We start from the raw sequence: 20,307 nt of genomic DNA, 5'->3' as shown, positions 1-20,307 counted from the left end.
AGTGTGCCCAGGCTCCGGCGCCGGATGGGGTTGGACCTGGGGTTTCCCCCGGGGCCGCCCGCGCTACTCCAGCGCGGGACCACCTCATCACACCCCCACCCGGAACCGCTGCGGGGGCCGCCCTTCGTTTGTGTGGCCGGAGTCCGCGAAGCGGAGGGACCATCACGTCAGGAAGACGAAAGTATAACAGGCCTGTCAGCCGCGGGCAAAACCGCCGCGGTTGCCGCCCTTCAGGTTGGCCTTCTTCAGCAGGCTCTCGTACTGGTGGGACATCAGGTGTGCCTGCACCTGGGCGATGAAATCCATCACCACCACCACCACGATCAGCAGCGACGTGCCACCGAAGTAGAACGAGGCATTCAGCTGCGTGCGCATCAGTTCGGGCAGCAGGCAGACGATCACCAGGTAGGCCGAGCCGGCCGCGGTCAGGCGGGTCAGCACGCCGTCGATGTAGTCGGCGGTGGCCTTGCCCGGACGGATGCCCGGAATCAAAGCGCCCGACTTCTTCAGGTTGTCGGCGGTTTCCTGCGAATTGAACACCAGCGCGGTATAGAAGAACGCGAAACCGGTGATCAGCGCAGCGAACACGATCATGTGCAGCGGCTCGCCCGGGCCCAGGGCATTGGCGACCTTCTGCAGCACCTGGCCGAAGCTGCTCTGGTTGGCAGCCTGGCCGGACCACATCGCCAGGGTGGCCGGGAAGGCCAGCAGGCTCGAGGCGAAGATCGCCGGGATGACGCCGGCCATGTTGAGCTTCAGCGGCAGGAACGAGGTCTGGTTCATGTACGCGTTGCGACCGCCCTGGCGGCGCGCGTAATTGACCGTGATCCGGCGCTGGCCACGCTCCACGAACACCACGAAGAAGGTGAAGGCGAGCACGACAATGGCGATCAGCAGGAGCTGGATGAACTGGATGTTACCGTCGCGGTAGGCGTCGAAGGTGTGGATGACCGCACCCGGCAGGCCGGCGACGATACCGGCGAAGATGATCAGCGACACGCCGTTGCCGATACCGCGTTCGGTGACCTGCTCACCGACCCACATCAGGAACATGGTGCCGGCAGTCAGTGCGACCACCGCGGTGAGCACGAAGCCCATACCGGGGGCGTACACGACCGGAGCGCCCGACGGCGAAACCTGCCCCTGCAGGGCCAGCGCGATCGAACCGCCCTGCACCACTGCCAGCAGCACGGCGCCGATGCGCGAATACTGGGTGATCTTGCGGCGGCCGGACTCACCCTCCTTCTGCATCGCCTTCAGGGCGGGGAAGATGTGCACGGCCAGCTGCATCACGATCGATGCCGAGATGTACGGCATCACGTTCAGCGCAAAGATGCTGAAACGGTGCAGGGCGCCGCCCGAGAACATGTTGAACATGTCCACGATGCCGCCGCCCTGCTGTTGCATCATGGCAAGCATGGCATCGGGATTGACGCCCGGCACCGGCACGTAGCAGCCGATGCGATAGACGATCAAAGCCCCGACGACGAACAGCAAACGTTGGCGAAGTTCAGTGAACTTGCCCATTCCGCCCGCGAGGTTACCGATGCCAGCTTGCGCCATGATTTTCTTACTCCGTTACGCTGCCGCCGGCAGCTTCGATCGCAGCCTTGGCACCAGCCGTGGCAGCAATACCCTTCAGGGTGAACGCCTTGGTCACTTCGCCCTTGACGACGACCTTGGCCTTCTTGGCAGTGCTCGGGACCAGCTTGGCAGCACGCAGGGCGGCGAAGTCGATCTCACCGGCCGGCAGCTTGTCCAGCGCGTACAGCAGCACTTCAGCGGTGTCCTTGGCGATCGGCGAACGGAAGCCGATCTTCGGCAGACGACGCTGCATGGGGGTCTGGCCGCCTTCGAAGCCAGCCTTGATCTTGCCGCCACCCTTGCGGGCGAACGAACCCTTGTGGCCGCGGCCGGCAGTCTTGCCCAGGCCCGAGCCGATACCGCGGCCGACGCGGGTGCGCTCGGTGCGGGCGCCCGGTGCCGGGCTCAGTTCATTGAGACGCAGAGTCATGGTCGATTACTCCTCAACCTGGACGAGGTACTGAACCTTGTTGATCAGGCCGCGCACCTGCGGGCTGTCCTTCAGTTCACGCACATCGTTGAGCTTGTTCAGGCCCAGGGCACGCACCGACAGGCGGTGACGCGACTGGGTGCCACGCAGGCCACGCACCAGGCGGACCTTCACAGTCTTGTTGGACTCATTAGCCATGGTTGAGTTCCTCCACCTTCTTGCCGCGCTTGGCCGCGATGCGGGCCGGCGACTGCGCAGCAGTCAGGCCCTTCACGGTGGCGCGCACCAGATTGATCGGGTTGCGCGAACCGGTGGCCTTGGCCAGCACGTTCTTCACGCCAACGGCTTCCAGCACGGCGCGCATGGCACCACCGGCGATGACGCCAGTACCTTCCGAAGCCGGCTGCATGAACACGCGGGCTGCGCCGTGACCATCCTTGATGGTGTGCCACAGGGTGCCGTTGTTCAGGTCAACGCTGACCAGGTTCTTGCGGGCCTGTTCCATCGACTTCTGGATGGCGACCGGCACTTCGCGGGCCTTGCCATAACCGAAACCGACCTTGCCTTCGCCGTCGCCGACAACGGTCAGGGCGGTGAAGGTGAACTGGCGGCCACCCTTGACGGTCTTGCTGACGCGGTTGACCGCGACCAGCTTTTCGATCATGCCGTCGTCGATCTTCTCTTCGCGGTTACGGTCGCGATCGCGACCCCGCTGCTGACGCTCTTCTGCCATGTTGATTCCTTGGTTGTTTGGGTATGTACGGCTCGGGGCCGCTTATGGTTGTGGAGTGACGCGTTGTTCCGGTGGGCCGCTGCAGAAGAGCGGCGCCGTCCAGCCTCGCTCAGGCTGGCGAGCAGGTGGGCAGGAGGCCATCGGCCCCCTGCCCTGATCCCTTAGAACTGCAGGCCGGCTTCGCGGGCGGCTTCTGCCAGGGCCTTGATGCGGCCGTGGTAGCGGTAGCCCGAACGATCGAAGGCAACCTTCTCGATGCCGGCGGCCTTGGCACGCTCGGCAACGATGCGGCCGACCTTGGCAGCGGCATCGGCGTTCTTGCCGTTCTTCAGGCCTTCCTTGACGTCGGTCTGGGTGGTGTTGGCGGCAGCCAGTACCTTCGAACCGTCAGCAGTGAAGACCTGGGCGTACAGGTGCTGGCCGGTGCGCAGCACCGACAGGCGGGCGACGCCGAGCTCACGGATGTGGGCGCGGGTCGACTTGGCGCGACGCAGGCGGGCGATGTTCTTGTTCATGATGTTTTTTCCTTGAAAGCGGAAGCGCCTAATTAGGCCTTCTTGGCTTCCTTACGGATGATGACTTCGTCGGAGTACTTCACGCCCTTGCCCTTGTACGGCTCCGGCTTGCGGAACGCACGGATCTTGGCGGCGACTTCACCGACGACCTGCTTGTCAGCGCCCTGGACCAGGATCTCGGTCTGGGTCGGGGTGGAAATGGTGATGCCTTCCGGCGCCACGAACACGACCGGATGCGAGAAACCGAGCGACAGGCTCAGATCCTTGCCCTGCATGGCAGCACGGTAACCCACGCCGACCAGCTCCAGCTTGCGCTCGAAGCCTTCGGACACGCCCTTGACCATGTTGGCCAGGATCGCGCGCACAGTACCGGTCAGCGCGACCAGGTCGGCGCTCTCGGTGCTCAGGGTGGCAACGCCGCTGTCGACGTTGATGGCAATACCGGCCGGCTTGACCAGCGACAGGGTGCCCTTCGGGCCCTTGACGGTGATGCTTTCCGACTGGACGTTCAGTTCGACCTTACCCAGGGTGACGGGCTTCTTGGCTACGCGGGACATAGTTCTACTCCTTTCGCCTTAGGCCACGAAGCACAGGACTTCGCCGCCGACGCCCAGCTGGCGCGCCTGCGCATCAGTCATGATGCCCTTGGAGGTGGAAATGATGGAGATGCCCAAGCCATTCATGACCTTCGGCAGCTCGCTCTTGCCGCGGTACTGGCGCAGGCCCGAACGCGAGAAGCGCTTCAGGGTCGCGATGACCGGCTTGCCTTCGAAATACTTCAGCACGATTTCCAGCTCGGACTTGTTGTTTTCCAGCTGGGTCACGCGCAGGTCGGTGATGTAACCCTCGTCCTTCAGGACCTGGGCGATCGCAACCTTGATCTTGGACGACGGGGCTTTCACCGTCTGCTTGCCAACCGCAGCCGCATTCTTGATGCGGACCAGCAGGTCGGCGATGGGATCAGTCATGCTCATATGAGTACCTTTGAGTGCACCGATATCCGCTTTCGCGAAAATCTGTTGTCTCCTGGAAACGGGCCAGGTCCCTTGATGCAGCGGGCCGGGGCCCACTCCTACAACCCCGTTTGCGCAGGGCAAGACGCGGGAGTATACGCCAAAAGAGCCCGACTTGCGCCGGGCTCTTCGGGTTTTTTCGCAGAAAGGAAGCTGAACGCCTCCCTCCCCCGGTTCAGAAGCCCCCGAGGGGGCTCCTGATCGCAGGGCCGGCTGGGATTACCAGCTGGCCTTGCGCAGGCCCGGGACGTCGCCACGCATGGTGGCTTCGCGCAGCTTGTTGCGGCCGAGGCCGAACTTGCTGTACACGCCGCGCGGACGACCCGACAGCTCGCAACGGTTGCGCTGGCGGCTCGGCGACGAATCGCGCGGCAGCTTGGCCAGCTTGGTTGCGGCGTCGATCTTCTCTTCGTAGGTCGCGTCCACGGAGGACACGATCTTCTTCAGAGCCGCACGCTTCTCAGCGTACTTCTTGGCCAGCTTTTCCCGCTTGATGTCGCGGTTGACCATGGAGGTCTTTGCCATTTCGGTTTCCTCGACAGATCAGTTACGGAACGGGAACTTGAACGCTGCCAGCAGCGCCTTCGCTTCCGCGTCGGTCTTCGCAGTGGTGGTGATGGCGATATCCATACCGCGGATCGCGTCGACGGCGTCGAAGTCGATTTCCGGGAAGATGATCTGTTCCTTCACACCCATGTTGAAGTTGCCGCGGCCGTCGAAGGAACGACCGGAAACACCACGGAAGTCGCGCACGCGCGGCAGCGAGATGTTGATCAGGCGGTCCAGGAACTCGTACATCTTGTGGCGACGCAGCGTAGTCTTGCAGCCGATCGGCCAACCATCACGGATCTTGAACGACGCAACCGAGATACGCGACTTGGTGACAACCGGCTTCTGGCCGGAAATCTTGGTCATGTCCGCGACGGCGTTTTCCAGGATCTTCTTGTTGGTGGCAGCCTCGCCGACACCCATGTTCAGGGTGACCTTGACGAGCTTCGGTACTTCCATCGGATTGGTGTAGCCGAACTGCTTCATCAGCGCCGGCACCACTTCTTCCTTGTAGATCTTTTCGAGACGGGAAGTCATCTTCACATTCCTCAGGCGTCGAGCGCCTCACCGCTGGAGCGGAACACACGCAGTTTGCGTCCATCCTCCAGCACCTTGAAGCCAACGCGTTCGCCCTTGCCCGAAGCCGGGTTCAGCACGTTCACGTTGGAGATATGGATCGAAGCTTCGCGCTCGACCACGCCGCCGGCAACACCTGCCTGCGGGTTCGGCTTGGTGTGGCGCTTGACGATGTTCACGTTGGCGACGACCACGCGGTCGCCGTCGACGCGGACGACTTCGCCCTGCTTGCCCTTGTCCTTGCCAGCGTTGACGACAACCTGGTCGCCCTTCTTGATACGGTTAGCCATGATTATCTCCTGTCGCTCACAGCACTTCGGGAGCGAGCGAGACGATCTTCATGAACTTCTCCGAACGAAGTTCACGGGTCACCGGCCCGAAGATACGGGTACCGATCGGCTCCTGCTTGTTGTTCAGCAGGACGGCAGCGTTGCCGTCGAAGCGGATCAGCGAACCGTCGGCGCGACGCACACCCTTGCGGGTACGCACCACGACGGCGTCATACACTTCACCCTTCTTGACCTTGCCGCGCGGAATCGCATCCTTCACGGTGACCTTGATGATGTCGCCGATACCGGCGTAACGGCGCTTGGAACCACCCAGCACCTTGAAGCACATCACCTGCTTGGCACCCGAATTGTCCGCGACGTCAAGGTAGCTCTGCATCTGGATCATGATTCAGACTCCTTATTCAGCCGCACGCGTGATGACTTCCACCACGCGCCAGTTCTTGGTCTTGGACATCGGAGCAATCTCGGTCACGCGGACGACGTCGCCTTCCTTGCAGGCGTTGTCGGCATCGTGGGCGTGCAGCTTGGTCGAGCGCTTGATGTACTTGCCGTACAGCGCGTGCTTGACCTGACGCTCAACCAGGACGGTAACCGTCTTGTCCATCTTGTTGCTGACGACACGGCCTTCGACCGTGCGCAGCGTCTTCTTTTCAGTATTGTCGCTCATAGCGGCCATCCTTACTTCGTGCTGCCGAGCAGGGTCTTGACGCGAGCAATCTCGCGACGGACCCGGCGAATGTCGTGGGTCTTCGGCAGCTGGCCGGTGACCTGCTGCATACGGACAGAGAACTGTTCCTTACGCAGGTCGATCAGGTGGGCCTTGAGTTCGTCAGCCGACTTTTCACGGAGAGTTTTGATATCCATCAGCGCACCGTACGGGTCACGAAAGTGGTGGTGACCGAGAGCTTGGCGGCGGCCAGGCGGAACGCCTCGCGAGCCACTTCCTCGGAAACACCCTCGATTTCATAGATCATGCGGCCGGGCTGGATCTGGGCCACCCAGTATTCCACGTTACCCTTACCCGAACCCATTCGGACTTCGATGGGCTTCTTGGTGATGGGCTTGTCGGGGAACACGCGGATCCACATCTTGCCGCCGCGCTTGACGTAGCGGCTGATCGAGCGGCGGGCCGCTTCGATCTGACGCGCGGTCAGCTGACCGTGTGCGGTTGCCTTCAGGCCGTATTCGCCGAAGCTGACAGCGTTGGCGCTCCAGCTCAGGCCATCGTTACGGCCCTTGTGTACCTTGCGGTACTTGGTTCGCTTGGGTTGCAACATTGTCGTTACCTCGCTTCACGGGCCGGGCGCTGACGGTCACCACGGTCGCCGCGATCGTGACGATCGTTGCGCGACGGGGTGTCGTCCTGCTTTTCCTGGCCAACCTGGGAGAAATCGAAGACCTCGCCCTTGTAGATCCAGACCTTGATGCCGATGATGCCGTAGGTCGTCTTGGCTTCAGCGAAGCCATAGTCGATGTCGGCACGCAGGGTGTGCAGCGGCACGCGGCCTTCGCGGTACCACTCCGAACGGGCGATTTCTGCACCGTTGAGGCGGCCACCGACGTTGACCTTGATGCCCAGGGCACCCAGGCGCATCGCGTTGCCGACCGAGCGCTTCATTGCACGGCGGAACATGATGCGACGCTCCAGCTGCTGGGCGATCGACTCGGCAACGAGCTGCGCGTCCAGTTCCGGCTTGCGCACTTCGGTGACGTTGATGTGCGCCGGGACGCCCATCATCTCGCTCACTTCCTTGCGCAGCTTCTCGATGTCCTCACCGCGCTTGCCGATCACCACGCCCGGACGGGCGGTGTGGATCGTCACGCGAGCGGTCTTGGCCGGACGCTCGATCAGGATCTTGCTGATGCCGGCCTGAGCCAGCTTCTTGCGCAGCATGTCGCGCACTTTCAGGTCGGCTGCCAGGTAACCAGCGAACTCGGCCTTGTTGGCGTACCACTTGGAGTTCCAGTCCTTGGAAATGCCGAGGCGGATACCAATCGGATGAACTTTATGACCCATGGTCTTTTCCTTATCCGCTTACTTGGCGGCGCCCACAACCACAGTGATGTGGCTGGTGCGCTTGAGGATGCGGGTACCGCGGCCTTTCGCCCGCGCCATGAAACGCTTCAGGGTCGGACCTTCATCAACCATGATGGTCTGAACCTTCAGCTCGTCGACGTCGGCGCCCTGGTTGTTCTCGGCGTTGGCAATTGCCGACTCCACCACCTTCTTGATCAGGTGGGCAGCCTTCTTGTCCGAGAACTTCAGCAGGTTGACCGCACGTTCGGCCGGCAGACCGCGCACCTGGTCAGCGACCAGACGAGCCTTCTGCGGGGAGATGCGCGCAGTGCGCAGGATGGCTTTCGCTTCCATTGTCATCTCTCCTTACTTGCCCGACTTCTTGTCACCACCGTGACCCTTGAAGGTCCGGGTGATGGCAAATTCGCCGAGCTTGTGGCCGACCATGTTCTCGTTGACGAGAACCGGGATGTGGTTCTTGCCGTTATGCACGGCAATGGTGATGCCTACCATGTCAGGCAGGATCATCGAACGGCGCGACCAGGTCTTGATCGGCTTCTTGCTGCCCGCAGCGGCCTCCACCTTCTTGACGAGGTGGTGATCGACGAACGGGCCCTTCTTGAGTGAACGTGCCATGGTCGATTAGCCCCTACGATCGCGGACGATGAACTGCTGAGTGCGCTTGTTATGGCGCGTCTTGTAACCCTTGGTCGGGACACCCCACGGGGTGACCGGATGCGGGTTACCCTGGCCGGCCTTGGCCTCACCACCACCGTGCGGGTGGTCAACCGGGTTCATGGCAGCACCACGAACGGTCGGGCGGACGCCGCGCCAACGCTTGGCACCGGCCTTGCCCAGCTTTTCCAGGCTGTGCTCGTCGTTGCCGACTTCGCCGATGGTGGCGCAGCACTCGACCGGAACCTTGCGCATTTCACCCGAGCGCAGGCGCAGGGTGGCGTAGATGCCTTCACGAGCCACCAGCTGCACGGCCGCACCAGCGGCGCGAGCGATCTGAGCGCCCTTGCCCGGCTTCAGTTCGATGCAGTGGATGGTGGTGCCGACCGGGATGTTGCGCAGCGGCAGGGTGTTGCCGGCCTTGATCGGGGCGTCCGAACCAGCGATCACCTGATCACCAGCCTTCAGGCCCTTCGGGGCGATGATGTAGCGACGCTCACCGTCGACGTAGCACAGCAGAGCGATGTGGGCGGTGCGGTTCGGATCGTATTCGATGCGTTCCACGCGCGCCGGGATGCCCAGCTTGTTGCGCTTGAAGTCGATGATGCGGTAGTGCTGCTTGGCACCACCACCGACGTGACGCACGGTGATGCGACCGTGGTGGTTACGACCACCCGAGCGGCTCTGCGACTCGACCAGCGCGGCGTGCGGAGCACCCTTGTGCAGGTCGGGGGTGACCACGCGCACGGCCGAACGGCGGCCGGGGGAGGTGGGCTTGAATTTCATCAATGGCATGGGATGTACCTCAGGCCTTGGCCGTTACATCGATCGACTGGCCGTCGGCCAGGCGAACGTACGCCTTGCGCCAATCGCCGCGGCGGCCAGCACGGTTACGGAAGGACTTGTTCTTGCCCTTGACGTTGACCACGTTGACGGCTTCGACCTTGACGTCGAACAGCTGCTCAACCGCGGCCTTTACATCGGCCTTGGTGGCTTCGTTCGAAACTTCGAAGACATACTGATTGGAGAGTTCCTGCAGGCGCGCGGTCTTTTCCGAGACACGCGGGGCACGCAGCACGCTGAAGATTTTTTCGTTGCTGTTCATGCCAGCCACTCCTCGACCTTCTTGACCGCGTCAGCGGTGATGACGACCGTGTCGGCACCCACCAGCGAGACCGGGTCCAGACCCTGCACGTCACGCACCTGCACGTACGGCAGATTGCGGGCGGACAGGTACAGGTGCTCGGACGCTTCCTCGGTGACGATCAGCGGGCGCTTGCCCACTTCCAGGCCGGCCAGCTTGGCGATCAGACCCTTCGTGCTGGTGGCTTCGACGTCGAAGGCCTCCACGATGGTCAGACGGCCCTGACGGTTCAGCTCGGACAGGATCGCGCACATGGCGGCACGGTACTGCTTGCGATTGACCTTTTGCTCGAAGCTGCGCGGCTTGGCCGCGAAGGTGACACCGCCGCCGACGAAGATCGGAGCCGTCAGTGCGCCATGACGCGCGCCGCCGCCCTTCTGCTTCTTCGACTTCTTGGTGGTACCAGCCACTTCGGAGCGAGTCTTCTGTGCCTTGGTGCCGGCGCGACCGGCGTTGCGGTAAGCAACGACGACCTGGTGGACCAGATCTTCGCTGAAATCGCGACCGAACACGGCTTCGGAGACCGAGACCTTGTTGTTGCTACCCGTGATAACGAGTTCCATCGTCATCTCTCCTTATGCCTTGCTCGCCGGACGGACGATCACATCGCCACCCGCCGCGCCCGGAACGGCGCCGCGAACCGCGATCAGACCGCGCTCGACGTCGACCTTGACCACTTCCAGGTTCTGGGTGCTCTGCTGCACCGCGCCCATGTGGCCCGACATCTTCTTGCCCGGGAAAACGCGACCCGGGGTCTGGCGCTGACCCAGCGAACCCGGCGCGCGATGCGACAGCGAGTTACCGTGGGTTGCATCGCCCATACGGAAGTTGTGGCGCTTGATGGTGCCCTGGAAGCCCTTACCCTTGGTGACACCCTGGACGTCGACGATCTGGCCGACTTCGAAGATGTCCGCCTTGACTTCGCCGCCAACGGCGAAATCGCCGAGCTGCGCGTCTTCAACGCGAAATTCCCACAGGCCACGACCCGCTTCCACCTTCGCCTTGGCGAAGTGGCCGGCTTCCGGCTTGTTGACCAGGGCAGCGCGACGCGCGCCGACGGTCACCTGCACGGCGCTGTAGCCGTCGGTTTCGACGGTCTTGATCTGCGCGATGCGGTTCGGGGTTGCTTCGATCAGGGTCACCGGGATGGAGCGGCCATCTTCAGTGAACACGCGGCTCATGCCGGCCTTGCGGCCCACGAAGCCCAACGAATACTTCTTCGTCATGGTCGTAGTCCTCAGGTCAGCTTGATCTGAACGTCGACGCCGGCAGCCAGTTCGAGCTTCATCAGCGCGTCCACGGTCTTGTCATTCGGGTCAACGATATCGAGCACGCGCTTGTGCGTGCGGGTCTCGTACTGGTCACGCGCGTCCTTGTCGACGTGCGGGGAAACGAGAACGGTGTAACGCTCGATCTTGGTCGGCAGCGGGATCGGGCCACGCACTTGCGCGCCGGTCCGCTTTGCCGTTTCAACGATCTCGCTGGCCGAACGGTCGATCAGACGATGATCGAACGCTTTCAGCCGGATCCGGATCTTTTGGTCCGCCATGGCGGTAGGTTCCTTCGTTAAAAGAGCGACAGACAAAGCCTCTGGGTTGCTTTGCCCCATGAAATTCCTGAATACGGACGACCCACAGTCCTGCAGGCCGCCAAGGTCAATCCGTGGACCTCAAAAACGTAGGCAGACCAGTTACCCGGCCTGCCCAGACGTAGAAGCATAATGGCACGCAAGGCAGCTGTCAACAGTCGCCCGTTGACGCCGCCTGAATGGCATTGACCCTTCCTGGTCCGGGGAACACAAGGCACATCCTGTGCCTGCTTTCCCATTTGATACGCCCCGATGCCCTACCCAGGCAACATCGGGGCGCAGATACTACCAGATTACTCGATGATCTTCGAGACCACACCGGCGCCGACGGTACGGCCGCCTTCGCGGATGGCGAAGCGCAGGCCTTCGTCCATGGCCACCGGGTTGATCAGGGTGACTTCCATCTTGACGTTGTCACCCGGCATCACCATTTCGACGCCTTCCGGCAGCTTGGCGGCGCCGGTGATGTCGGTGGTGCGGAAGTAGAACTGCGGACGGTAGCCGTTGAAGAACGGGGTGTGGCGGCCGCCCTCGTCCTTCGACAGGACGTACACTTCGCCTTCGAACTTGGTGTGCGGCTTGATCGTGCCCGGCTTGGCCAGCACCTGGCCACGCTCGACGTCGTCACGCTTGGTGCCGCGCAGCAGCAGGCCAGCGTTGTCGCCTGCCTGACCCTGGTCCAGCAGCTTGCGGAACATTTCAACGCCGGTCACGGTGGTCTTCTGCACCGGACGGATGCCGACGATTTCGATTTCGTCGCCAACCTTGATCACGCCGCGCTCGATACGACCGGTCACCACGGTGCCGCGGCCCGAGATCGAGAACACGTCTTCCACCGGCATCAGGAACGGCTTGTCGATCGCACGCTCCGGCTCCGGAATCCAGCTGTCCAGCGCGTCGACCAGCTTCAGGATGGCCGGCACGCCGATGTCGCTCTGGTCGCCTTCCAGCGCCAGACGGGCCGAACCGGCGATGATCGGGGTGTCGTCGCCCGGGAACTCGTACTTGCTCAGCAGCTCGCGCACTTCCATCTCGACCAGCTCGAGCAGCTCGGCGTCGTCCACCATGTCGGCCTTGTTCAGGAACACGACGATGTACGGCACGCCGACCTGGCGCGACAGCAGGATGTGCTCACGGGTCTGCGGCATCGGGCCGTCAGCGGCCGAGCACACCAGGATCGCGCCGTCCATCTGGGCGGCACCGGTGATCATGTTCTTGACGTAGTCAGCGTGGCCCGGGCAGTCAACGTGGGCGTAGTGACGGATCGGGGATTCGTATTCGACGTGCGCGGTCGAGATCGTGATGCCACGCGCCTTTTCTTCCGGCGCGGCGTCGATCGAGGAGTAGTCCTTGAACTCGCCACCGAAGCGCTCGGCACCGATCTTGGTCAGTGCGGCGGTCAGCGTGGTCTTGCCGTGGTCGACGTGACCGATGGTGCCGACGTTGACGTGCGGCTTGGTGCGTTCGAACTTACCCTTTGCCATTGTTCTATACCTTGATTGTTCGTAAGTGGTTTCAAGAGAGGCTGAGCGAGGCTCAGCCCTTCTTCATGACGGCTTCGGCGATGTTGGTCGGAGCCGGCTCGTAGTGATCGAATTCCATGGTGAAGGTGGCGCGGCCCTGGGTCTGCGAACGCAGCGCAGTGGCGTAGCCGAACATTTCACCCAGCGGGATCATCGCGTTGATGATGCTGGCCGAACCGTCACCGGTGGTGTCGGAACCCTGCAGCACGCCGCGACGACGGCTGACGTCGCCCATCACGTCACCCTGGTAATCCTCCGGGGTCACGATCTCGACCTTCATGATCGGCTCCAGCAGCACCGGCTTGGCCTTGGCGAAGCCCTGCTTGAAGGCCATCGACGAAGCCAGCTTGAACGCCATTTCCGAGGAGTCGACGTCGTGGTACGAACCGAACACCAGCTTCACCTTGACGTCCACGACCGGGAAGCCAGCCAGCGGGCCGCTGGTGATGGTTTCGCGCAGGCCCTTCTCGACCGACGGGATGAATTCCTTCGGGATCACGCCGCCGGTGATGTCGTTGATGAACAGGAAGTCGTCCTTGATCATCGGAGCGATCTTCGGATCGGCACGGTCGGCAGCGGTGATCGGCGACAGCTCGATCACGACGTGACCGTACTGACCCTTACCACCGGACTGCTTGGCGTGCTTGTAGTCCGACTTGACGTCGGCCAGGGTGATGGTTTCGCGGTAGGCCACCTGCGGCGCGCCGACGTTGGCTTCAACGTTGAACTCGCGCTTCAGGCGGTCAACGATGATGTCCAGGTGCAGCTCGCCCATGCCCGAGATGATGGTCTGGCCGGATTCTTCGTCGGTCTTGACGCGGAACGACGGATCTTCCTGCGCCAGGCGGCCCAGGGCCAGGCCCATCTTTTCCTGGTCCGACTTGGTCTTCGGCTCGACGGCCATCGAGATCACCGGCTCCGGGAACGTCATGCGCTCCAGGATGATCGGGGCGTCCACGGCGCACAGGGTGTCACCGGTGGTGGTGTCCTTCAGGCCCACGGCAGCGGCGATGTCACCAGCCAGAACTTCCTTGATTTCCTCGCGGTTGTTCGAGTGCATCTGCAGGATGCGGCCGATGCGCTCCTTCTTGCCCTTCACCGAGTTCAGCACGGTGTCGCCACCGTTCAGGGTGCCCGAGTAGACACGGAAGAAGGTCAGCGCGCCGACGAACGGGTCGGTGATGATCTTGAAGGCCAGCGACGAGAACGGAGCCTTGTCGTCCGACTTGCGGGTCATTTCGACGGTGTCGTCGTCAACGTCCACGCCCTTCACGTCCGGCACGTCGACCGGCGACGGCAGCAGCTGGATCACGCCGTCCAGCATGGCCTGCACGCCCTTGTTCTTGAAGGCCGAGCCGCAGTACATCGGCACGATCTCGGTGGCCAGGGTGCGGGTACGCAGGGCGTTGATGATTTCAGCCTCGGCCAGCTCTTCGCCGCCCAGGTACTTTTCCATCAGCTCTTCGCTGGCTTCGGCAGCGGTCTCGACCATGAACTGGCGAGCCTCTTCCGCCGGGCCCTGCAGTTCGGCCGGGATGTCGCTGTATTCGAACTTCATGCCCTGCGAAGCTTCATCCCAATGGATGGCCTTCATCTTCAGCAGGTCGACGACGCCCTTGAAGTTGTCTTCAGCGCCGATCGGCAGCTGCATCGGCACGGCAACCGCACCCAGCTTGGCCTTCAGCTGGCCGACGACCTTCTGGAAGTTGGCACCGGTGCGGTCCATCTTGTTGACGAACGCGATGCGCGGCACGTGGTACTTGTTTGCCTGGCGCCACACGGTTTCCGACTGCGGCTGCACGCCACCGACGGCGCACAGGACGAAGACGGCACCGTCGAGCACGCGCAGCGAACGCTCCACTTCGATGGTGAAGTCGACGTGCCCGGGGGTGTCGATGATGTTGAAGCGGTGCTCCGGCAGGGACTTGTCCATGCCCTTCCAGAACGCGGTGGTGGCAGCGGACTGGATCGTGATGCCACGCTCCTGCTCCTGCTCCATCCAGTCCATGGTGGCGGCGCCGTCGTGCACTTCACCGATCTTGTGGCTCTTGCCGGTGTAGAACAGGATGCGCTCGGACGTGGTGGTCTTGCCGGCATCGATGTGAGCCATGATGCCGAAGTTACGGTAACGCTCGATGGGAGTGGAACGGGCCACGGGAGCCTCTCAGATTTCTTGGATTTCGGATGGCCGAACGCCGCCTTTCGGCGGCCTTCGGATTGGCGCAGTCCTTCTGGGACCGCGAGGCAGCACGCACCGAAGTGGTGCTGCCCTGCCTGTTTTACAAGGCCGTCAAACTCACCAGCGGTAGTGGGCGAATGCCTTGTTGGCTTCGGCCATGCGGTGGGTTTCTTCGCGCTTCTTGATGGCGCCGCCGCGGTTTTCCGAGGCGTCGATCAGTTCAGCAGCCAGCTTCTTCGGCATGGTGTTCTCACCACGCTTGCGCGCGGAGTCGATCAGCCAGCGCATGGCCAGGGCCATCTTGCGCGACGAACGCACTTCGACCGGCACCTGGTAGGTGGCACCACCGACGCGGCGCGACTTGACTTCGACCGCCGGAGCGACGTTGTCCAGAGCCTTCTGCACCAGTTCAATGGCGTTGGCGCTGCTGTTCTTCTCGGTGATCACGTCCATGGCGCCGTACACGATCTTTTCGGCGACGGACTTCTTGCCGCTCTGCATGACCATGTTGATGAAACGGGCGATGGTTTCGCTTCCGTGCTTCGGATCGGGCAGGACGGAACGCTGCGGAGTATTACCCTTACGCGACATAGTGCTCTCTCCTTATGCCTTCGGACGCTTGGCGCCGTACTTGGAACGGGCCTGGCGACGCTTGGCAACGCCGGCGGCGTCGAGCGAGCCACGAACGGTGTGGTAACGCACACCCGGCAGGTCCTTGACGCGACCGCCGCGGATCAGGACCACGGAGTGCTCCTGCAGGTTGTGGCCTTCACCACCGATGTAGGAAATCACTTCTTCCTGGTTGGTCAGGCGGACCTTGGCAACCTTGCGCAGAGCCGAGTTCGGCTTCTTCGGAGTGGTGGTGTAGACACGGGTGCAGACGCCACGGCGCTGCGGGCACTTGTCGAGCGCCGGCGAGGCACTCTTGTAGGTGGTCGCTTGCCGCGGCTTGCGGACCAGCTGGTTGATCGTCGCCATCAGTAGGTTCTTCTGATTGGTGGCCGGAAAATCCGGCCAGAGATGCGGAAATGTTAAAGCAGGCCGAAATTTTGGCCTGCTGAGACAGACGATTGTAGCAACCTGCAAGGAAAGCAGTCAAACGCCTCCTGTCAAGCCCGTCCCTGATCCCGGGACGTTACTGGGGGGCCTCCATGTACCCCGTTCAGGTTGGCTGGGTCGATCGCGGACGATCTCCCCTGCCCTTTCCCAATCCCATCGATGGACTGATGGGGTGGTCCGGCCTTGCGGCCGGACCGGATACCTCATTCTTCGCCCGAGGCCTGTTCAGCTTCGGCTTCAACCACCGGGGACTCGATCGCAGCAGGGGTGCCGGCCAGGGTCTGCATTTCCGAGTCGGTGAGACCGGAAGCGCCGCGACGGCGGCTGCTGTGGTAGGACAGGCCGGTACCGGCCGGAATCAGGCGGCCGACGATGACGTTTTCCTTCAGGCCACGCAGGTTGTCCTTGGTACCGCGGACGGCAGCCTCGGTCAGCACTCGGGTGGTCTCCTGGAAGGAGGCCGCCGAGATGAACGATTCGGTCGCCAGCGAGGCCTTGGTGATACCCAGCAGGACCGGATCGAAGCGCGCCGGCAGTTCGTTGCGGGTCGACAGGCGCGCATTCTCCTCGATAACGCGCTGGCGCTCCACCTGTTCGCCGTTCAGGAACTTGCTGCTGCCCTGGTCGGTGATCTCGACCTTGCGCAGCATCTGGCGGGTGATCACCTCGATGTGCTTGTCGTTGATCTTCACGCCCTGCAGGCGGTACACGTCCTGGATTTCCTTGACCAGGTAGGCAGCCAGCGGCTCGACACCCAGCAGGCGCAGGATGTCCTGCGGGCTCGGCTCGCCGTCCACGATGGTTTCACCCTTGGTGACATGCTCGCCTTCGAACACGATGACCTGGCGGTACTTCGGGATCAGCTCTTCGTGCTCCGAACCATCAGTGTCCTTGATGATCAGGCGCTGCTTGCCCTTGGTGTCCTTGCCGAAGCTGATGATGCCCGAACGCTCGGCCAGCACCGCCGGATCCTTCGGCTTGCGCGCTTCGAACAGGTCGGCCACGCGCGGCAGACCACCGGTGATGTCACGGGTCTTCGACGCTTCCTGCGGGATCTTGGCGACGACGTCGCCCACGCCCACCGGGGCGCCGTCCTGCAGGTTGACGATCGAACGCGGCGGCAGCAGGTACTGCGCCGGCAGGTCGGTGCCCGGGATCGACAGGTCGTTGCCCTTGGCGTCGACGATGCGCACGATCGGGCGCAGGTCCTTGGCCTGGGTACCACGACGCTTCGGATCGGTGATTTCGCGCGAGGCCAGGCCGGTCAGCTCGTCGGTCTTCTCGATGACGGTGACGCCGTCGACGAAGTCGATGAAGCGGATGAAGCCGGCCACTTCCGACACGATCGGGTGGTTATGCGGATCCCAGTTGGCCACGGTCTGGCCAGCCTTGATCGCATCACCGTCCTTGGACGTGATGGTCGCACCGTACGGCAGCTTGTAACGCTCACGCTCACGGCCGTGCGCATCGAGCACCGAGATTTCGCCCGAGCGCGACACCGCCACCAGCGAGCCGTTGGCGTGCTCCACGGACTTGAGGTTGCTGAACTTGACCGAGCCGGTGGTCTTGACGGTGATGTTGTCGACCGCAGCAGCTCGCGACGCCGCACCACCGATGTGGAACGTACGCATGGTCAGCTGGGTACCCGGCTCACCGATGGACTGGGCGGCGATGACGCCGACCGCTTCACCGATGTTGACCAGGTGGCCACGCGCCAGGTCGCGGCCGTAGCAGCGCGAGCAGACACCGAAAGCCGATTCACAGGAGATGGTCGAGCGGACCTTGATGGTCTGCACGCCGGCATCTTCCAGCTTGGCAACCCAGGCTTCGTCCAGCAGGGTGTTGCGGGTGACGATCGGATCTTCGTCGTTGCCCGGCAGGAACACGTCCTCGGCAACCACGCGGCCCAGCACGCGATCCTTCAGCGGCTCGACCACGTCGCCGCCTTCCACGATCGGGGTCATGATCAGGCCTTCGGTGGTACCGCAATCCACTTCGGTGATCACCACGTCCTGCGCCACGTCGACCAGGCGACGGGTCAGGTAACCCGAGTTCGCGGTCTTCAGCGCGGTATCGGCCAGACCCTTACGGGCACCGTGGGTGGAGTTGAAGTACTCCTGCACGTTCAGGCCTTCGCGGAAGTTCGCCTTGATGGGCGTCTCGATGATCGAGCCGTCCGGGCGGGCCATCAGGCCACGCATGCCGGCCAGCTGACGGATCTGCGCCTGCGAACCACGCGCACCGGAGTCGGCCATGATGTACAGCGAGTTCATCGACTTCTGGTCGATGGTCTCGCCCTTGGCATTGACGACCTTCTCGGTACCGATGGTGTCCATCATCGCCTTGGCGATGCGCTCGTTGGTGCGCGACCAGATGTCGACCACCTTGTTGTAGCGCTCGCCGGCGGTGACCAGGCCCGACTGGTACTGCTCCTGGATTTCCAGCACTTCGGCTTCGGCCTCGGTGAGGATGCCCTTCTTCTCGTCCGGGATCAGCATGTCGTCGATGCCGATCGAGACGCCGGCGCGGGTCGCATAGGCGAAGCCGGTGTACATCAGCTTGTCGGCGAACACGACCGTGTCCTTCAGGCCGAGCTGGCGGTAGCTGGAGTTGATCAGGCGGCTGATGTTCTTCTTGGTCAGCTCGACATTGGCCAGCGCGAACGGCAGGCCTTCCGGCAGGATTTCAGCCAGCAGGGCGCGACCGATCGTGGTGTCCACGATCGAGGTCTTGTTCTGCTTGTTGCCGTCTTCGTCGGTCACCACCTCGGTGATGCGGACCTTGACCTTGGCGTGCAGTTCCACCACGCGGTTGTCGTAGGCGCGCTTGACTTCGGCGATGTTGGCGAAGGCCATGCCCTCGCCCTTCTTGTTCTCCAGCGAGCGGGTCATGTAGTACAGACCCAGCACGACGTCCTGCGACGGCACGATGATCGGCTCGCCGTTGGCCGGCGACAGGATGTTGTTGGTCGACATCATCAGCGCACGCGCTTCCAGCTGGGCTTCCAGCGAGAGCGGCACGTGGACGGCCATCTGGTCACCGTCGAAGTCGGCGTTGAACGCGGTGCAGACCAGCGGGTGCAGCTGGATGGCCTTGCCCTCGATCAGTACCGGCTCGAACGCCTGGATGCCCAGGCGGTGCAGGGTCGGCGCACGGTTCAGCATCACCGGATGCTCGCGGATGACCTCTTCCAGGATGTCCCAGACTTCGGCTTCTTCGCGCTCGACCAGCTTCTTGGCGGCCTTGATGGTGGTGGCCAGGCCACGACGCTGCAGCTTGGCGAAGACGAACGGCTTGAACAGCTCAAGCGCCATCTTCTTCGGCAGGCCGCACTGGTGCAGGCGCAGGTACGGGCCGACCACGATGACCGAACGGCCAGAGTAGTCGACGCGCTTGCCGAGCAGGTTCTGGCGGAAGCGACCCTGCTTGCCCTTGATCATGTCCGCCAGCGACTTCAGCGGGCGCTTGTTGGTGCCGGTGATGGCACGGCCGCGACGGCCGTTGTCCAGCAGCGCATCGACCGATTCCTGCAGCATGCGCTTTTCATTGCGCACGATGATGTCCGGCGCGCTCAGTTCGAGCAGGCGGCGCAGGCGGTTGTTGCGGTTGATGACGCGGCGGTACAGGTCGTTCAGGTCGGAGGTCGCGAAGCGGCCGCCATCCAGCGGGACCAGCGGACGCAGGTCCGGCGGCAGCACCGGCAGCACGGTCATGACCATCCACTCCGGACGGTTGCCCGATTCCAGGAAGGCTTCGATCAGCTTGATGCGCTTGGTGAGGCGCTTGAGCTTGGTTTCCGAACCGGTAGCGGCGATTTCCTCGCGCAGGCGGGTCATCTCCGACTGCAGGTCGATCGTGCGCAGCAGTTCGTAGACGGCCTCGGCGCCCATCGCGGCGTCGAAGTCGTCGCCGTGCTCCTGGCGGGCCTGCAGGTACTGTTCTTCGGTCAGCAGCTGGCGGCGCTCCAGGGCGGTCAGGCCCGGCTCGGTCACCACGTACGCTTCGAAGTACAGCACGCGCTCGATGTCGCGCAGGGTCATGTCCAGCATCAGGCCAATGCGCGACGGCAGCGACTTGAGGAACCAGATGTGCGCGACCGGCGAAGCCAGGTCGATGTGGCCCATGCGCTCACGACGCACCTTGGCCAGGGTCACTTCGGTGCCGCACTTTTCGCAGACCACGCCGCGGTGCTTCATGCGCTTGTACTTGCCGCACAGGCACTCGTAGTCCTTCACCGGGCCGAAGATGGCGGCGCAGAACAGGCCGTCGCGTTCCGGCTTGAAGGTACGGTAGTTGATGGTTTCCGGCTTCTTCACTTCGCCGAAGGACCACGAACGGATCAGGTCCGGCGAGGCCAGCGCGATCTTGATCGCGTCGAAGTCCAGCGTCTGGCGCTGCTGGTTGAAGAGGTTGAGCAGGTCTTTCATGGTGT

The 20,307-nt window shown here is 63.0% G+C and carries 27 protein-coding genes; all 27 read right to left on the bottom strand.

The features are described 5' to 3' along the window. Positions 1-195: 195 nt before the first annotated feature. Positions 196-1,563, bottom strand: coding sequence for a preprotein translocase subunit SecY (gene secY, locus ACZ75I_RS03975; RefSeq protein WP_005415420.1), 1,368 nt, complete (start codon positions 1,561-1,563; stop codon positions 196-198). A gap of 7 nt (positions 1,564-1,570) precedes the next feature. Next, entirely contained in the window at positions 1,571-2,014 is a 444-nt protein-coding gene (gene rplO / locus ACZ75I_RS03970) for a 50S ribosomal protein L15 (protein WP_004154498.1), read from the bottom strand. 6 nt (positions 2,015-2,020) lie between these two features. Beyond that, on the bottom strand, positions 2,021-2,212 hold the full coding sequence (gene rpmD, locus ACZ75I_RS03965) for a 50S ribosomal protein L30 (protein ID WP_005408214.1): 192 nt from the start codon (positions 2,210-2,212) through the stop codon (positions 2,021-2,023). Then, positions 2,205-2,747 (bottom strand): 30S ribosomal protein S5, encoded by a 543-nt coding sequence (gene rpsE, locus ACZ75I_RS03960; RefSeq protein ID WP_005415419.1) that lies wholly within the window; start codon positions 2,745-2,747, stop codon positions 2,205-2,207. The genes rpmD and rpsE overlap by 8 nt, the downstream gene beginning before the upstream one ends. Positions 2,748-2,908: 161 nt before the next feature. Beyond that, the gene (rplR, locus tag ACZ75I_RS03955; RefSeq protein ID WP_004154495.1) at positions 2,909-3,262 is read right to left on the bottom strand and encodes a 50S ribosomal protein L18; all 354 of its coding nucleotides are present in this window, start codon (positions 3,260-3,262) and stop codon (positions 2,909-2,911) included. A 32-nt stretch (positions 3,263-3,294) separates the two neighbouring features. Next, positions 3,295-3,819 (bottom strand): 50S ribosomal protein L6, encoded by a 525-nt coding sequence (gene rplF / locus ACZ75I_RS03950; protein ID WP_049416175.1) that lies wholly within the window; start codon positions 3,817-3,819, stop codon positions 3,295-3,297. 18 nt (positions 3,820-3,837) lie between these two features. Next, positions 3,838-4,236: a 30S ribosomal protein S8 gene (gene rpsH, locus ACZ75I_RS03945; RefSeq protein ID WP_005408210.1), complete on the bottom strand. Its 399-nt coding sequence runs from the start codon at positions 4,234-4,236 to the stop codon at positions 3,838-3,840. A gap of 258 nt (positions 4,237-4,494) precedes the next feature. Continuing rightward, positions 4,495-4,800, bottom strand: coding sequence for a 30S ribosomal protein S14 (gene rpsN, locus ACZ75I_RS03940; RefSeq protein WP_005408209.1), 306 nt, complete (start codon positions 4,798-4,800; stop codon positions 4,495-4,497). Between the two features lie 18 nt (positions 4,801-4,818). Further along, entirely contained in the window at positions 4,819-5,361 is a 543-nt protein-coding gene (rplE, locus tag ACZ75I_RS03935; protein WP_005415416.1) for a 50S ribosomal protein L5, read from the bottom strand. Between the two features lie 11 nt (positions 5,362-5,372). Next, positions 5,373-5,690, bottom strand: coding sequence for a 50S ribosomal protein L24 (rplX, locus tag ACZ75I_RS03930; protein WP_004154490.1), 318 nt, complete (start codon positions 5,688-5,690; stop codon positions 5,373-5,375). Positions 5,691-5,706: 16 nt separating this feature from the next. After that, positions 5,707-6,075 carry a 50S ribosomal protein L14 gene (gene rplN / locus ACZ75I_RS03925; RefSeq protein ID WP_010483978.1) on the bottom strand — a complete coding sequence of 123 codons (369 nt, stop codon included), beginning with the start codon at positions 6,073-6,075 and terminating at the stop codon, positions 5,707-5,709. A gap of 12 nt (positions 6,076-6,087) precedes the next feature. Further along, complete coding sequence (gene rpsQ, locus ACZ75I_RS03920; protein ID WP_004154489.1) at positions 6,088-6,357, bottom strand: 30S ribosomal protein S17; 270 nt, start codon at positions 6,355-6,357, stop codon at positions 6,088-6,090. A gap of 11 nt (positions 6,358-6,368) precedes the next feature. Next, on the bottom strand, positions 6,369-6,554 hold the full coding sequence (gene rpmC / locus ACZ75I_RS03915; protein WP_004154487.1) for a 50S ribosomal protein L29: 186 nt from the start codon (positions 6,552-6,554) through the stop codon (positions 6,369-6,371). Next, positions 6,554-6,967, bottom strand: coding sequence for a 50S ribosomal protein L16 (rplP, locus tag ACZ75I_RS03910; RefSeq protein WP_004154486.1), 414 nt, complete (start codon positions 6,965-6,967; stop codon positions 6,554-6,556). The genes rpmC and rplP overlap by 1 nt, the downstream gene beginning before the upstream one ends. Positions 6,968-6,972: 5 nt before the next feature. Then, entirely contained in the window at positions 6,973-7,707 is a 735-nt protein-coding gene (gene rpsC, locus ACZ75I_RS03905) for a 30S ribosomal protein S3 (protein ID WP_005415414.1), read from the bottom strand. Between the two features lie 18 nt (positions 7,708-7,725). After that, positions 7,726-8,061 (bottom strand): 50S ribosomal protein L22, encoded by a 336-nt coding sequence (gene rplV / locus ACZ75I_RS03900; protein WP_004145348.1) that lies wholly within the window; start codon positions 8,059-8,061, stop codon positions 7,726-7,728. A 12-nt stretch (positions 8,062-8,073) separates the two neighbouring features. Beyond that, entirely contained in the window at positions 8,074-8,343 is a 270-nt protein-coding gene (rpsS, locus tag ACZ75I_RS03895) for a 30S ribosomal protein S19 (protein ID WP_005415413.1), read from the bottom strand. A 6-nt stretch (positions 8,344-8,349) separates the two neighbouring features. Beyond that, positions 8,350-9,177 (bottom strand): 50S ribosomal protein L2, encoded by an 828-nt coding sequence (rplB, locus tag ACZ75I_RS03890; protein WP_004145339.1) that lies wholly within the window; start codon positions 9,175-9,177, stop codon positions 8,350-8,352. 10 nt (positions 9,178-9,187) lie between these two features. Next, positions 9,188-9,487, bottom strand: coding sequence for a 50S ribosomal protein L23 (rplW, locus tag ACZ75I_RS03885; protein ID WP_004145338.1), 300 nt, complete (start codon positions 9,485-9,487; stop codon positions 9,188-9,190). After that, positions 9,484-10,089, bottom strand: a complete 606-nt coding sequence (gene rplD, locus ACZ75I_RS03880; protein ID WP_005415412.1) for a 50S ribosomal protein L4 — start codon at positions 10,087-10,089, stop codon at positions 9,484-9,486. Before rplD ends, rplW begins: the two co-directional genes overlap by 4 nt. Before the next feature lie 12 nt (positions 10,090-10,101). Then, entirely contained in the window at positions 10,102-10,752 is a 651-nt protein-coding gene (gene rplC / locus ACZ75I_RS03875; protein ID WP_004145336.1) for a 50S ribosomal protein L3, read from the bottom strand. An 11-nt stretch (positions 10,753-10,763) separates the two neighbouring features. Beyond that, positions 10,764-11,075, bottom strand: a complete 312-nt coding sequence (gene rpsJ, locus ACZ75I_RS03870) for a 30S ribosomal protein S10 (protein WP_005408208.1) — start codon at positions 11,073-11,075, stop codon at positions 10,764-10,766. 332 nt (positions 11,076-11,407) lie between these two features. Continuing rightward, entirely contained in the window at positions 11,408-12,598 is a 1,191-nt protein-coding gene (gene tuf / locus ACZ75I_RS03865) for an elongation factor Tu (RefSeq protein WP_049416993.1), read from the bottom strand. A 52-nt stretch (positions 12,599-12,650) separates the two neighbouring features. Continuing rightward, a complete protein-coding gene (fusA, locus tag ACZ75I_RS03860; RefSeq protein WP_049414677.1) occupies positions 12,651-14,792 on the bottom strand; it encodes an elongation factor G in 2,142 nt (713 codons plus the stop codon). A 141-nt stretch (positions 14,793-14,933) separates the two neighbouring features. Further along, on the bottom strand, positions 14,934-15,407 hold the full coding sequence (rpsG, locus tag ACZ75I_RS03855) for a 30S ribosomal protein S7 (RefSeq protein WP_004145321.1): 474 nt from the start codon (positions 15,405-15,407) through the stop codon (positions 14,934-14,936). A 12-nt stretch (positions 15,408-15,419) separates the two neighbouring features. Then, positions 15,420-15,794, bottom strand: coding sequence for a 30S ribosomal protein S12 (gene rpsL / locus ACZ75I_RS03850; RefSeq protein WP_004145320.1), 375 nt, complete (start codon positions 15,792-15,794; stop codon positions 15,420-15,422). A 284-nt stretch (positions 15,795-16,078) separates the two neighbouring features. Further along, positions 16,079-20,302: a DNA-directed RNA polymerase subunit beta' gene (gene rpoC / locus ACZ75I_RS03845; RefSeq protein ID WP_180868718.1), complete on the bottom strand. Its 4,224-nt coding sequence runs from the start codon at positions 20,300-20,302 to the stop codon at positions 16,079-16,081. Positions 20,303-20,307 lie beyond the last annotated feature (5 nt).

The organism is Stenotrophomonas sp. X (assembly GCF_055721025.1).
The sequence above is the reverse complement of the archived record's forward strand: the minus strand, read 5'-3'. Positions and strand labels throughout refer to the sequence as shown.

Bases quoted from the DNA above. Each gene is read 5' to 3' on its own strand.
- rplP (WP_004154486.1), bottom strand. From the start codon at position 6,967: ATGTTGCAACCCAAGCGAACCAAGTACCGCAAGGTACACAAGGGCCGT.
- rpmC (WP_004154487.1), bottom strand. From the start codon at position 6,554: ATGGATATCAAAACTCTCCGTGAAAAGTCGGCTGACGAACTCAAGGCC.
- rplF (WP_049416175.1), bottom strand. From the start codon at position 3,819: ATGTCCCGCGTAGCCAAGAAGCCCGTCACCCTGGGTAAGGTCGAACTG.
- rplW (WP_004145338.1), bottom strand. From the start codon at position 9,487: ATGAACAGCAACGAAAAAATCTTCAGCGTGCTGCGTGCCCCGCGTGTC.
- rpoC (WP_180868718.1), bottom strand. From the start codon at position 20,302: ATGAAAGACCTGCTCAACCTCTTCAACCAGCAGCGCCAGACGCTGGAC.
- rplB (WP_004145339.1), bottom strand. From the start codon at position 9,177: ATGCCATTGATGAAATTCAAGCCCACCTCCCCCGGCCGCCGTTCGGCC.
- rplE (WP_005415416.1), bottom strand. From the start codon at position 5,361: ATGACTTCCCGTCTCGAAAAGATCTACAAGGAAGAAGTGGTGCCGGCG.
- rplV (WP_004145348.1), bottom strand. From the start codon at position 8,061: ATGGAAGCGAAAGCCATCCTGCGCACTGCGCGCATCTCCCCGCAGAAG.
- rpsS (WP_005415413.1), bottom strand. From the start codon at position 8,343: ATGGCACGTTCACTCAAGAAGGGCCCGTTCGTCGATCACCACCTCGTC.
- rplD (WP_005415412.1), bottom strand. From the start codon at position 10,089: ATGGAACTCGTTATCACGGGTAGCAACAACAAGGTCTCGGTCTCCGAA.
- rplN (WP_010483978.1), bottom strand. From the start codon at position 6,075: ATGATCCAGATGCAGAGCTACCTTGACGTCGCGGACAATTCGGGTGCC.
- rpsQ (WP_004154489.1), bottom strand. From the start codon at position 6,357: ATGAGCGACAATACTGAAAAGAAGACGCTGCGCACGGTCGAAGGCCGT.
- rplR (WP_004154495.1), bottom strand. From the start codon at position 3,262: ATGAACAAGAACATCGCCCGCCTGCGTCGCGCCAAGTCGACCCGCGCC.
- rpsJ (WP_005408208.1), bottom strand. From the start codon at position 11,075: ATGGCGGACCAAAAGATCCGGATCCGGCTGAAAGCGTTCGATCATCGT.
- secY (WP_005415420.1), bottom strand. From the start codon at position 1,563: ATGGCGCAAGCTGGCATCGGTAACCTCGCGGGCGGAATGGGCAAGTTC.
- rpsE (WP_005415419.1), bottom strand. From the start codon at position 2,747: ATGGCAGAAGAGCGTCAGCAGCGGGGTCGCGATCGCGACCGTAACCGC.
- rpsN (WP_005408209.1), bottom strand. From the start codon at position 4,800: ATGGCAAAGACCTCCATGGTCAACCGCGACATCAAGCGGGAAAAGCTG.
- rplO (WP_004154498.1), bottom strand. From the start codon at position 2,014: ATGACTCTGCGTCTCAATGAACTGAGCCCGGCACCGGGCGCCCGCACC.
- rpsG (WP_004145321.1), bottom strand. From the start codon at position 15,407: ATGTCGCGTAAGGGTAATACTCCGCAGCGTTCCGTCCTGCCCGATCCG.
- rpsH (WP_005408210.1), bottom strand. From the start codon at position 4,236: ATGAGCATGACTGATCCCATCGCCGACCTGCTGGTCCGCATCAAGAAT.
- rplC (WP_004145336.1), bottom strand. From the start codon at position 10,752: ATGACGAAGAAGTATTCGTTGGGCTTCGTGGGCCGCAAGGCCGGCATG.
- rpsL (WP_004145320.1), bottom strand. From the start codon at position 15,794: ATGGCGACGATCAACCAGCTGGTCCGCAAGCCGCGGCAAGCGACCACC.
- rpmD (WP_005408214.1), bottom strand. From the start codon at position 2,212: ATGGCTAATGAGTCCAACAAGACTGTGAAGGTCCGCCTGGTGCGTGGC.
- rplX (WP_004154490.1), bottom strand. From the start codon at position 5,690: ATGGCTAACCGTATCAAGAAGGGCGACCAGGTTGTCGTCAACGCTGGC.
- rpsC (WP_005415414.1), bottom strand. From the start codon at position 7,707: ATGGGTCATAAAGTTCATCCGATTGGTATCCGCCTCGGCATTTCCAAG.
- tuf (WP_049416993.1), bottom strand. From the start codon at position 12,598: ATGGCAAAGGGTAAGTTCGAACGCACCAAGCCGCACGTCAACGTCGGC.